This window comes from Siphonobacter curvatus (assembly GCF_002943425.1).
In the GTDB taxonomy this organism is placed as follows: Bacteria; Bacteroidota; Bacteroidia; order Cytophagales; family Spirosomataceae; genus Siphonobacter; species Siphonobacter curvatus.
Genome location: NZ_PTRA01000001.1, coordinates 3566425 through 3578827, shown reverse-complemented (window position 1 = coordinate 3578827; position 12403 = coordinate 3566425). Strand labels below are relative to the sequence as shown.

The 12403-nt window shown below is 49.9% G+C and carries 8 protein-coding genes; 6 read left to right on the top strand and 2 right to left on the bottom strand.

The window, feature by feature from the left end; genetic code table 11:
- Nucleotides 1-74: 74 nt before the first annotated feature.
- Nucleotides 75-1118: a Gfo/Idh/MocA family oxidoreductase gene (locus C5O19_RS14785; RefSeq protein WP_104713507.1), complete on the bottom strand. Its 1044-nt coding sequence runs from the start codon at nt 1116-1118 to the stop codon at nt 75-77.
- A 144-nt stretch (nt 1119-1262) separates the two neighbouring features.
- Between C5O19_RS14785 and C5O19_RS14780 the strand changes: the two genes are divergently transcribed.
- The 4 genes from C5O19_RS14780 to thrA all read left to right on the top strand — a co-directional run bounded on the left by C5O19_RS14780 (nt 1263) and on the right by thrA (nt 6768).
- Nucleotides 1263-1724, top strand: coding sequence for a YkgJ family cysteine cluster protein (locus C5O19_RS14780; protein ID WP_104713505.1), 462 nt, complete (start codon nt 1263-1265; stop codon nt 1722-1724).
- 16 nt (nt 1725-1740) lie between these two features.
- Nucleotides 1741-2166, top strand: a complete 426-nt coding sequence (gene tsaE / locus C5O19_RS14775; RefSeq protein WP_104713503.1) for a tRNA (adenosine(37)-N6)-threonylcarbamoyltransferase complex ATPase subunit type 1 TsaE — start codon at nt 1741-1743, stop codon at nt 2164-2166.
- A gap of 40 nt (nt 2167-2206) precedes the next feature.
- Entirely contained in the window at nt 2207-3973 is a 1767-nt protein-coding gene (locus C5O19_RS14770; RefSeq protein WP_104713501.1) for an ABC transporter ATP-binding protein, read from the top strand.
- A 341-nt stretch (nt 3974-4314) separates the two neighbouring features.
- Nucleotides 4315-6768, top strand: a complete 2454-nt coding sequence (gene thrA / locus C5O19_RS14765) for a bifunctional aspartate kinase/homoserine dehydrogenase I (protein ID WP_104713498.1) — start codon at nt 4315-4317, stop codon at nt 6766-6768.
- Between the two features lie 118 nt (nt 6769-6886).
- Here the strand turns inward: thrA and C5O19_RS14760 are convergent, their stop codons facing one another.
- Entirely contained in the window at nt 6887-8428 is a 1542-nt protein-coding gene (locus tag C5O19_RS14760; RefSeq protein ID WP_104713496.1) for a SulP family inorganic anion transporter, read from the bottom strand.
- A 475-nt stretch (nt 8429-8903) separates the two neighbouring features.
- Between C5O19_RS14760 and C5O19_RS14755 the strand changes: the two genes are divergently transcribed.
- A complete protein-coding gene (locus C5O19_RS14755; protein WP_104713494.1) occupies nt 8904-11462 on the top strand; it encodes a circularly permuted type 2 ATP-grasp protein in 2559 nt (852 codons plus the stop codon).
- A complete protein-coding gene (locus tag C5O19_RS14750) occupies nt 11452-12315 on the top strand; it encodes a transglutaminase family protein (RefSeq protein ID WP_102199619.1) in 864 nt (287 codons plus the stop codon). Before C5O19_RS14755 ends, C5O19_RS14750 begins: the two co-directional genes overlap by 11 nt.
- The last annotated feature ends 88 nt before the right edge of the window (nt 12316-12403 follow it).

The window sequence follows — 12403 nt, the reverse complement described above, 5'->3', positions numbered from 1 at the left end:
ATGAATCTGCGTAAAGATTACGCTAAAGAAAAGTAACTTCCCGAAAGTCAGCACTTTCGGGAAGGGAATAAAATTTAGGATAAGTGTATCGTCTGGCCCGTTTGCGTACTTTGAAAAGCCGCTTCGATGACTTTCAACTGCGTAACCATTTGCTGGGGTTTCACAAATAATTCGGCATCATCGGTAATGGCGTCCGCTACGTTCTGGTAGAAAATGCCCCAGTCGCCGGGTAAGCTTTCCATTTTACGGGAAATACTCTGTCCATCCACATCCGTATGCAGCACGCCCCAGAGCGATTCGGGTTCTACGCCAAAATTAGGATGGCCGGGCATGATTTCACCCGCCTTCAATTGATCTTCCTGAATATCAATACCGGGTTTAAGAAAGCTACCCAGGGTGCCGTGCACGGTATAGCGGGGGGCAGGTTCGCGAACGAGCAGACTCGAACGTAAGCGTACCCGTAACCGACCGTAATTCAAGTGTAAATCAAAAGCATCATCAATTTGGGAGCCTTCCCGCTGGGTCCAGATGTTGGCCCATACCGATTGCGGACGACCGAACAGTAGCAGAACCTGATCGAGAATGTGCGAGCCCAAGTCATACAAGGTTCCACTACCAGCCGAAGCGGTTTCTTTCCAGGCTTTTGGATTTAAAACGGGCTTGTACCGGTCGAAGTGAGCCTCGTAAGTATGCACTTCGCCCAGTTCGCCGGATTCCAGTACTTGTTGGACCGTACGGAAATCACTGTCCCAGCGACGGTTATGGTATACGCTCAAGACCCGGTTTTGCTGCTGAGCCAGCTCAATCAGTTCCTCGGCTTCTTCTACCGTAGGGGTGAAGGGCTTTTCTACGACGACGTGTTTGCCCGCCTGCAACGCTTTTCGGGTATAATCCGCGTGAGTATCGTTGGGCGTATTGATGATGATCAGATCGATCTCCGGATTTTCCAGCAGAGCTTCAAACGTACGTACCGTCTGCAAAAAAGGATAGACCTCCGCTGCCCGGTTTTTGGAACGTTCGAAGACGTGCGTGAGTTGAAAGGCGGGATTGGCCAGAATAAAGGGGGCATGGAGATAATGAGCAGAATCTCCGAAACCAGCAAGAGCAGTACGAATCATGGCAGTAAGTGGTCAGTTTTCGGTCTACAGTGTTCAGTTAGTAAAAGCATACCCCCGGGCCTGGGGAAAAGGAGCCACTGATTTTCAAAGAATAACTGTAAACCGAAAACAATAAACTGAAAACTAATCTATTATTTTTGTACAATGAATGAGCGTTACGCGGAACATAAGCGGTATTTAAATCGGCTCAAGGCCCGTAAACCTAAAAAATTAGACGAAGCTTTTGAGCAATTGCACGAAGAAGTTTTTGAGGAAGTCGATTGTCTGGCCTGTGCCAATTGCTGCAAGACGACCAGTCCCATTTTTACGGATACGGATATTGAACGCATCGCCAAACACCTGCGGATCCGCCCATCGGATTTGATTGACCGGTATTTACACCTGGATGAAGATCGGCATTACGTACTCAATAGTTCGCCCTGTACCTTTCTAGGCAGCGATAACTACTGTTCAATTTACGAAGTACGCCCCAAAGCCTGTCGGGAATACCCCCATACCGACCGACGGCGAATGGTTCAGATTCTGGATCTGACGTTAGCAAATACTACGATTTGTCCGGCCGTAGCCACCATCGTTGATCGTTTACAGCACCTAGTACCGGCCTGAGGCCCTTTTACCCATCATGCAAACCCAGGAATTTCATTGTCCTTCGCTTTCAGAACTTTCAGAAACGGCCCGTCAGGTGCTGGCGTATGGGAAGGAGCGTACCGTGTGGCTATTTGAGGGCGAGATGGGAGCGGGCAAAACCACCTTTATCAAAGCGTTGTGCGGGGTACTGGGCGTAAGCCAGACCGTACAGAGCCCGACCTTCGCCTTAGTAAATGAATATGTCACCCAAGCGGGTGAAACGGTGTACCACTTTGATTTCTATCGGATTAAGTCAGAAATTGAAGCCTTGGATTTGGGCGTAGAAGAGTATTTTGATTCAGGTGCGTACTGTTTTGTAGAATGGCCCTCGTTGATTCCGAACCTGTGGCCCCCCGATGCTTTATTGGTGTCCATCATCCCTAACCCCGACGATTCCCGAACGATTCGCGTGCAGAGCTAATACGCGGAAGTTCAGTTTTTAAGGTATCCTTTTTTCCCCCATGCGTAATCCTTATGTTTCGCTGCTGCGTACCGCGTGGCAGTATGCCCGACATGAAAGAGGTCGGTATGTCGGCGTGTATACGCTGTTTATTCTTTCCAATTTAGTCAATGCCAGTTTGCCCCTGATGCTGGGCTGGCTGGTCAATCAGCTTCAAAAAGACGGTGTTCATGCCTTGCGGTATTCCCTGTGGTACATCCTGGGGTATATCGGTCTGCGGCTGGTTTTCTGGGCATTTCACGGTCCGGCCCGCGTGGTGGAACGGGAACTAGCTTTTAACCTGAGCCGTAACTTTTTGCAGGAACGGTACCACCAGGCCCTGCATTTGCCCGTCAAATGGCATAAAGATCACCACTCGGGAGCTACAATCAACCGGATTCGGAAGGCCTACGAAGCCCTGCGTCTCTTTTTCCAGAATGGCTTTACGTACTTGCACGCCCTGATGAAGTTTGCCTTGTCATTGGGAGCCATGCTGTACTTTTCTCCGCTATTTGGCATGATCGGGGTAGGCATTGGTATCGTGACTCTACGCATCATTTTTATGTTCGATAAGCCTTTCGTTCGGACGCTGAATGAAGTCAACGAAGGCGAACACGAAGTATCCGCCACGCTTTTCGATAGCCTTTCCAACATCCTTACCGTGATTACCTTACGGCTGGAAAATAGTATGGAAACCGGACTGATGCAGAAGGTTTCGAAGCTATTCCCGGCGTTTCGGAAGAACGTAGTCATCAACGAATGGAAATGGTTTACGGCCGAAATGATGATCAGCCTAATTTACGGTGTCATTACGTTAGGCTACATTTATCAGAACAGCGATCCGTCACAGGCTTTTTACGTGGGTGGACTGGTCACGCTGCTCGGCTACGTGAACCAGTTTACGAGCGTATTTCAGGATGTGGCCTGGCAGTATACGGACATCGTCCGCTACAATACCGACCTGCAAACGGCCAACGACATTGCCGACGCCTATGAAAACAATCACCGTCCGGAAGCCATTGAAACCATGCCGAAGGAGTGGCAGGCGATTGAATTGAAAAATATTCACTTCTCCCATCAGTCTGACGAACGCGTGACGGGCCTGAAAGGCCTCAACCTGCGAATTCAGCGGGGACAACGCATTGCCCTGATCGGAGAAAGTGGCAGTGGGAAAAGTACCTTACTCGCCCTGTTACGGGGGTTGTACCAGCCCAAGCCCGGCTGTGAAATGACCATTGATGGCCAGCTTTATCCGGATTTGGGAGCCTTGTACGACTCTGTAACGCTTTTCCCGCAGGAGCCGGAAATTTTCGAAAATACGATTGCCTATAACATTACGCTGGGCCTGCCGTTCGAGGAAGAGAAACTACGGGAAGTCTGTGAAATTGCTCATTTTCACGAAATCGTGAAGCAATTGCCGCAGGGATTCGACTCGCAGATTCAGGAAAAAGGAGTCAACCTGTCGGGTGGACAAAAACAGCGGCTGGCCTTGGCCCGGGGAATTCTGGCCGCTCAGCACAGTCACGTAGTATTGCTCGACGAACCGACGTCCAGCGTCGATCCAAAAACGGAAGCGTTGATATACCAACGGATGTTCGAGGCCTTCCCCGACAAGGCGATCGTCTCCTCGCTGCACCGCCTGCACCTCTTACGCGACTTCGATTACGTCTACGTCATGGACAAGGGCCGAATCATTGAAGAGGGTTCGTTTGACTGGTTACGCTACAATGGTCCCCGCTTTATGGAACTATGGTGGCATCAGGAAGAAAAAATGGAGAAAGTGGCGTAAGCCCCGTTTCATAAGGAGTATGGACTTCCCGGGAGTAATGGCTTCCGGGAAGTTTTTGTTTTTTTATAATCGCAGCCATAACCTTACCTTAAAACGCTCCGACTTCCCGACTTATCCGTAGGATTTGTTATAGATGTTTCCATTCGTAGACTAGGCTTATCCTAAGAAATTTGCTTTACTCCCGCATTCTCCTACGTTTAGTACCGGCAAACGCGTAGTTTTTAGAATTCTTCAGCTGCGAACCAATCGTCTCGGTTATCTTTGCGATTCTCTTATTTTATGAGTCTCCCCCAAGGGCTCCTCTACTTATCCGGCACGGCTGTAAAGTCGTTGATTAGCGTATGAAAGTTCTAAAGTTCGGCGGCACCTCCGTAGGAAGCATCAAAGCCATAGAATCGGTTTTGGGCATTATTCATGATAATCTTCAACGCGGTGAAAAAATAGCCGTGGTTTTCTCGGCCATGGGTGGGTTTACCAACCAGTTGCTGGAAATGGGCAACCGGGCCGCCCGTAATGAAGAATACCGGGACGTTTTGAAAAAGGCGTCCGATCGTCACCTCGAAATCATTAACCATTTCATCGGACCGCGTTTTCGGAGTCGGGTCATTGCCGATGTCATGGGTTTATTCAATGAACTCGAAGACTTATTGCGGGGAATTACCTTGATTCGGGAAATTTCACCGCGTACGTCCGATCTGCTCGTGAGTTTCGGTGAACGTCTGTCGACGACGCTGGTGACTGAAGTGCTAAAAGATCAGGGGGTCGACTGCGATTTTCTCGATGCCCGCAAGCTGATTAAAACGAACGCTTCGTTTCAGCAGGCTGAGGTAAACTTCGAGTTGACGAATCATCTGATTCAGCATCATTTTACCAAGAATAAAAACCTCCAGCTCATTACGGGCTTTATTGGATCAACCGAAGATGGCGTGACGACGACGCTTGGTCGCGGAGGCTCCGATTATACGGGTAGTATTTTCGGTTCAGCTCTCAACGCCAGTGTCATTGAAATCTGGACGGACGTACCGGGTATGATGACCTCCGATCCCCGGAAGGTACGCAATGCCTTTACTATTCCGGTGGTCAGTTACGCTGAGGCGATGGAGCTGACGCACTTTGGTGCCAAGGTGATTTATCCGCCCAGCCTGACGCCCGCGTTCAAAGCCAATATTCCCATCAAGGTTCTCAACACCTTTGATCCGTCTCATCCGGGAACCATCGTAACCCGGCAGGCTCCCCCGCACGAGTACACCATCACGGGAATCAGCTCCATCGACAATCTGGCTCTGGTCAACCTGCAGGGCTCGGGTATGATTGGCGTAGCCGGGGTATCGGCCAAGCTGTTTACGGTACTGGCCCGCCACGAAATTTCGGTGATTCTGATTTCGCAGGCCTCTTCCGAACACTCAATCTGCTTTGCCATCGACCCCAAGTTCACCAGTAAAGTACGGGAAATCATGGAAACGGAATTCGCCAGTGAACTCCGTATTGGTGACGTGGAAGGAATCGACATTCAGGAAGACCTTTCCGTCATTGCCGTAGTAGGTGAAGGCATGCGACAGCATACGGGCGTGTCGGGCCGCTTGTTCTCGGTACTCGGAAAGAACGGGATTAACATTGTGGCAACGGCTCAGGGCAGTTCGGAGTTGAATATTTCCGTAGTAATCGAGCGGAAAGATCTATCGAAAGCTCTGAATGTCATTCACGAAAGCTTCTTCGCCGATCAGGTCAAGACCCTGAACCTTTTCCTGATGGGTACGGGACTGATTGGTAAAACCCTCCTGCATCAGCTTTCGCAGCAGGAAAGTTACCTGCGAAAATACCGGAATCTGAAACTTCGCCTCATTGCCGTAACGAACAGCCGGGTAATGGTTATTGACGAAGGGGGGATTTCAAAGGAACACTGGGAAGAACGTTTGGACATCGACGGTGAAAAGGCGGATATGTCGGCATTCATCGAACGGATAAAAGCGTTGAACCTGCCCAACAGTATCTTCGTGGATTGTACGGCCAATAAAGCCATTGTCGATTATTACGAAGGGCTGCTGGAAGCATCAGTATCCATCGTTACGCCGAACAAAACGGCCAATGCCGCTCCGTACGAGGAGTACGCCCGTCGTCACCGCATGGCCCTGAAGAAAGGCGTGAAATTCCTGTATGAAACCAACGTGGGAGCGGGCTTGCCCGTCATCAACACCTTACAGGGACTCATTGCTTCGGGCGACCGATTCCTGAAAATCGAAGGCGTATTCTCGGGTACGCTGAGTTATATCTTTAATAATTTCCGTCCGGGTTTACGCTTTGCCGAAGTGGTTCGCGAAGCGAAAGCCAAAGGCTATACTGAACCCGATCCCCGCGATGATTTGAGCGGTCAGGACGTCGCCCGGAAAATTCTGATTCTGGCCCGGGAAATCGGGATGCAAGCGGATTTCGAAGACATTGAAATTACGCCGCTGTTGCCCGAAAGCTGCCGACTGGCTCCCTCCGTGGACGACTTCTTCGCTGAACTGGAAAACTGCAATCCGGTTTTCGAAAAATGGGTCGATGACGCCGATGCCAAAGGCGAGAAGCTCCGGTTTATCGCGACATTGGAAGGCGGAAAAATCAAACTTGGACTTAAATCCGTCGGGCCACAGCATCCGCTGTATTCGCTGGAAGGGGCCGATAACATCATCTCTTTCACGACCAAGCGTTACCACGATCGACCGCTGGTCATCAAAGGCCCCGGAGCCGGTGCGGAAGTAACCGCCACAGGCGTATTCGCCGACATCGTTTCCATCGGCAGTTACCTTTCGTAAGAAAAAGTGAATCATAAAAAGCGGGCTGATCAGAAATCAGCCCGCTTTTTTTATGGAGTATACTTAGTCCTTTTCATTGGCTAGCACGAAAGCAGAAACCTACGAACAACCATCAACTTTACTCTAAATCCGAAGCCACCCGATACGTCGGATCTTCCAGAATATTCACTTCAATCATCGATTCCGCATTTTGTAAAAGCTTTCGACAATCGGGACTTAGATGGCGTAGATGTACCATTTTACCCGCCACCCGGTAGCGACGCGTCAGAGCATTCAGGGCTTCAATGGCTGACATATCCGCCACCCGACTCTCCGCAAAATCAATCACCACTTCCTGCGGATCGGAGCTGACGTCGAATTTTTCATTGAAGGCGTGAATCGAACCAAAAAACAGCGGACCGAAAATCTCGTAATGCTTCGTTCCCTGCTCGTCCACGTACTTCCGGGCCCGAATGCGTTTGGCGTTTTCCCAGGCAAACACCAGGGCCGAAATCACGACGCCTACGCCGACGGCCAACGCCAGGTTGTGCAGGAAAACCGTCACCAGCGTTACCACTACGATAACGAATACGTCGGAAGTGGGCATTTTGCCGATGGTTTTGAAACTGGCCCATTCAAAGGTTCCGATACAAACCATGATCAGTACACCGGTTAAGGCCGCCATCGGTAGCTGCTCAATCAGACTGGCTCCGAACATGATGAATAAAAGCAGCATCACGGACGCAACAATTCCCGACAGTCGGGCCCGTGCTCCCGAAGAAATATTAATCAGACTTTGACCGATCATCGCACAGCCGCCCATGCCCGAGAATAATCCGGTGACAATATTGGCTAGTCCCTGAGCCATACATTCCTTATTGCTGCGACCTTTGGTTTCGGTAATTTCATCAATCAGGTTAAGCGTTAGCAGGCTTTCGATGAGTCCTACGCCCGCCACAATGAACGAGTAGGGGAGAATAAGTTGCAGGGTTTCCAGCGAAAAAGGTACTGCTGGAAGGTGAAAGGGCGGCAAACTTCCCTGTACCGAAGCAATATCGCCCACGGTTTTGGTATCGATCTGTAAGCCAATGACGGCCGCCGACACGACTACGATTGCCGTGAGTGAGGCGGGAATCGCTTTCGTCAGTTTGGGTAGTCCCCAGATGATGAGCATGGTCAGTACTACCAGTCCCAACATGAGCCACAAGGCCGGGCCCTTCATCCAGCGTAGGGTGCCGCTGGCATCGTTTACTTTGAACTGATCGAGCTGAGCGAGAAAAATCACAATCGCCAGCCCGTTCACAAACCCGAACATGACCGGGTGCGGTACCAGCCGAATGAACTTGCCCAGCCGTAATAGCCCCGCCGCCAGCTGAATGAATCCAGCCAGCACGACGGTAGCAAAAATGTATTCAACCCCGTGCGATTTCGCCAGACTGACGATTACCACGGCCACGGCTCCGGTGGCTCCTGAGATCATACCGGGGCGGCCCCCAAAAATCGACGTAACCAAACCCATGGTAAAGGCCGCGTACAGGCCCGTCAGGGGTGAAAGGCCCGCAATGAGGGCAAAGGCAATGGCTTCGGGAATCAGGGCCAGGGCTACGGTAAGGCCCGAAAGCAATTCCGTTTTGTAGTCGACCTTTTGCGATAAGTCGAACAGGTTTAATCGGGTAGTCATGGGAAATGAATAGTAAACCGGACGAAGCAAAGCAGCTTCGACGGCATAGATGATCCGGAAAGATTACGAACGGGAAGTGGTCTTACCTCAGGGTGGAGTAAGGGCTATGATGGGGGAAGCAGAGAATAGGTGCGATTTCATTCGCGGCAAAGGTAAGCAAAATTGAAACCGATCCGGCTTAGGTGGTCCGTTCAGCCCAAGTATTTACGTAATCCCTGGTATAATTCTATTGATGAATGAAGGGTAGATACGTACAGATCAAACTAGTGATTTAGTGGTAAATGCCCGTATATTCTTGTAAATCAAAATTATATATCAATAAATGGTATGGTTGTAGAATAAAATTTTGACACCTAGCCTCCTACTAGGTTTCGAAACAGAACCATGTAGTTGGAAACTCGTACCTTTGGCCGGGCATAAGGCAGAGGTGAGGGCTAGAATCGACAGTTAGTAAGGCCAGAAGCCCGTGTACATTATGGTAGCAGATACGATTCACTCCTTGCTGGATTCATACCGAACGCAGCTGAGTTCTTACGATGAAATATTGAACGCCGACGGTAGCATTAAGCCGCACTGGGAGAAATTATTTCAGTCGTTGGAAAAAATTGGGAACCTGGAACTGAAGAATCGCTTACAGGAGATCAAGAATAAAATTCGGGAAAATGGGGTAACGTATAATGTATACGAAGACCCTAAAGGAATGAACAGTCCCTGGAAACTCGACCCCATTCCTTTTTTGATCCAGAAGTCCGAATGGGAATCCATTTCGAAGGGATTGCAGCAACGGGCGATCCTGCTGGATTTGATTTTCCGGGATATGTACGGCGAACGCAAGCTGGTGAAAGATGGGATTTTACCCGCCGAGCTGGTGTTTGAAAATACGGGTTTCTTCCGTCCCTGTCAGGATGTAAAACTGCCCACGGAACACCAACTGGTGATGTACGCGGCTGATATGGCTCGTGGCCCGGACGGTCGGATGTGGGTACTCGATAATCGCACGCAGGCTCCCTCAGGCTCGGGCTACGCTCTGGAAAACCGGCAGATCATTAGCAAGGTCATGCCGGAGCTGGCCGAAAAACAGTACGTTAGTCGACTTTCACCCTTTTTTACGCAGATTCAGCAGGCCATCTTTCGGGTGTTCCGGGAAAAAACGGATCAGCTCAATGTGGTGTATCTCACGGCGGGCCCTAATAACGAGACGTACTTCGAGCAGGCGTATCTGGCTTCGTACCTGGGTTTTACGTTGGTCCAAGGCAATGACCTTACCGTCAAGAATGGCTACGTCTGGGTGAAATCCATTGAAGGCTTGCAGCGGGTGGACATCATCATTCGCCGGGTAGACGATGAATGGTGCGACCCTTTGGAACTACGTGGCGGCTCTAAACTGGGCGTAGCCGGTTTACTTCAGGTCATCCGGAATGGCAATGTGATGGTGATTAACCCGCCGGGGAGTAGTATTCTCGAGAATACGGCTCTCAACTCCTTTTTACCTTCGGTCAGTCGGTACTTCTTGAAGGAAGAGCTGCTGTTACCATCCGTAGCAACCTGGTGGTGTGGGCAAGCCAAAGAGCGGCAGTATGTGCTGGAGAATCTACACCGACTCATCATTAAAAAAGCCAATCGCAAACAGGTATTCCGTTCCGTGTACGGTCGACAGCTTACATTCGATCAGTTACAGGAGTTACGGACTCAGATCCTCCAACACCCGAGCGAATACGTAGCTCAGGAAGAGATCAGTTTTTCAACGACACCTGCTTTCGTCAATGACCGAATTGAACCCCGGTACGCCGCCATCCGTGCCTTTCTGACGGCCACTCCGGCGGGGTATCAGGTCATGCAGGGTGGGTTGACGCGAAGTTCACCCGTGAAAGACAAATTCACCTTTTCCAATCAGTACGGTGGAATCGCCAAGGATACCTGGATTGTGTCGGATGAAACCGAAATCATACCCGATCGTATTAGGCTGCCCCGGCAGTTATTCCAGAAATCCCAGACGTCCCTGCCCAGTCGTAGCGCCGAAAACCTGTTTTGGGCGGCTCGCTACGGGGAGCGAACCATGGCGGCAACTACGTTTCTGATCATTACGCTTAATTCCCTGAATCTGCAGCGGAATTTCGGTACGACCACCAAGACTGAGCACATTGAAATCCTGCTCAAGACCGTATCCCGCCTGATTCGAATTGAGCCCGGTTTCTCGAATGAAACCCCGGAATCATACAAGCATCCGTTTGCGATTATTACCGACAGCATCGCCAATGACGCTAAACGCGGTACGATCGCTTCCACGATTGACTCGTTCCTGAAGGCCATGATTGTCGTACGCGAACGCTGGAATCAGGTAACCTGGCGTACCATCGACGTGATCGAAAATATTGCCCAGAAGCTTAAGCAGATTCAGCCTAAACAAAATCCGAACGACATTCAGAATATACTGAATACGCTGCAATACAGCCTGTTTACATTCTATGGAATTGTGAGTGAATCGTTACCGCGTAACAACGGGTTTTTACTGTTTGAAACGGGCAAACTGATTGAACGCATTTTGTCCAAGATTGTGATCATGCGTTCCATCTTCAGTGCCCGAACCGAACGGTTCATTGAGCACGAACTCATCGAAGCTACGTTGATGAACCACTTTGCTTTGGTGAATTATCGTTCGGCCTACAAGTCTAATTACGAGATGGAATACATGCTGGATATGGTTCTGCTGGATAAACAGGTACCTTCCTCACTGGCGTACTTATTACAGGCACTCGAACAGACCATTGCTCAGTTGCCCCACGCTTCCGAGCGGTTGAATGATGCTCAGAAAGCTGTATTGCGAGCTTCCACGCAGATTCAACTCATCGATGTAGCCGAGCTGAGTACCGTAAGTGGCGATGCCATGCCCTACGAAAAACTGGATCAACTGCTAGCGGAAGTATACGGATTGATTTTGTCGGTATCGGATTTTACGGCCAATCTGTACTTTAACCATACGGCTACGCAGCATTCGATTACGGAAACGATAATGGACCTTGAAAATGAATTATAAACTGGTTCATCAAACGCAGTATACGTATACGGGTAATGTGAATAACTATCACGGCATTGCCTGCCTGATGCCAAAGATTTCACCGCGTCAGAATTGTACAAATTTCGCTTTACAGATTACGCCGATGCCCGATGAGATCAGTCAGCGGACGGATTACTTTGGTAATACCCTGCATCATTTTTCCATCCATCAGCCGCATACGCAGCTGACCGTGCTGGCGACGAGTATGATTGAAACCCGCTCGTCGATCATTACCGATTTATTCATGACCAATCGGGAAGTGAAGGAGCAGTTACGCACGAATCATGCCCTGAAAACGCAGTTGCTGGAATACATGATTCCGAGTTCGTTTGTGCAGTGGGATGAAGAAATTCGCAACTTTGGGGCCGATTGTTTTTCTGAAAATCAGTCCTTTTACCAGAGTGCCCGGCAGCTCTGCCACAAAATTTACACGGAGTTCAAATACGTCTCTGGCTTTACGACGATCCATACGCCGCTCAAAACCGTGCTAAAAGAGCGGAAAGGGGTTTGTCAGGATTTTTCCCATTTGGCCATTGCCTGTTTCCGCAGTCTGGGTTTTGCGGCCCGGTACATTAGCGGTTATCTGGAAACGCAGCCCCCGCCGGGTAAGACCAAACTACAGGGTTCAGATGCTACGCATGCCTGGGTTTCGGTATACGCTCCGGGTGTAGGCTGGTGTGATTTTGATCCTACCAACGATTTGGTACCCCAGGAAAAACACATCACCACCGCCTGGGGTCGCGATTTCGGGGACGTCTCCCCGCTCAGGGGAATCGTTTTCAGTACGGGAAAACAGACGTTTAAAGTAGGAGTGGATGTGATTCCGGTTTGATACCGTTTAAAGTTTGAAAAGAGTTTGAGATTTAAAGTAGTTTGAATAGGTTTAAAAAGGTCTAAAGGTTGAGGCTAGTACTACGATA

Bases quoted from the DNA above. Each gene is read 5' to 3' on its own strand.
- thrA (WP_104713498.1), top strand. From the start codon at position 4,315: ATGAAAGTTCTAAAGTTCGGCGGCACCTCCGTAGGAAGCATCAAAGCC.
- C5O19_RS14760 (WP_104713496.1), bottom strand. From the start codon at position 8,428: ATGACTACCCGATTAAACCTGTTCGACTTATCGCAAAAGGTCGACTAC.
- tsaE (WP_104713503.1), top strand. From the start codon at position 1,741: ATGCAAACCCAGGAATTTCATTGTCCTTCGCTTTCAGAACTTTCAGAA.
- C5O19_RS14780 (WP_104713505.1), top strand. From the start codon at position 1,263: ATGAATGAGCGTTACGCGGAACATAAGCGGTATTTAAATCGGCTCAAG.
- C5O19_RS14755 (WP_104713494.1), top strand. From the start codon at position 8,904: ATGGTAGCAGATACGATTCACTCCTTGCTGGATTCATACCGAACGCAG.
- C5O19_RS14750 (WP_102199619.1), top strand. From the start codon at position 11,452: ATGAATTATAAACTGGTTCATCAAACGCAGTATACGTATACGGGTAAT.
- C5O19_RS14770 (WP_104713501.1), top strand. From the start codon at position 2,207: ATGCGTAATCCTTATGTTTCGCTGCTGCGTACCGCGTGGCAGTATGCC.
- C5O19_RS14785 (WP_104713507.1), bottom strand. From the start codon at position 1,118: ATGATTCGTACTGCTCTTGCTGGTTTCGGAGATTCTGCTCATTATCTC.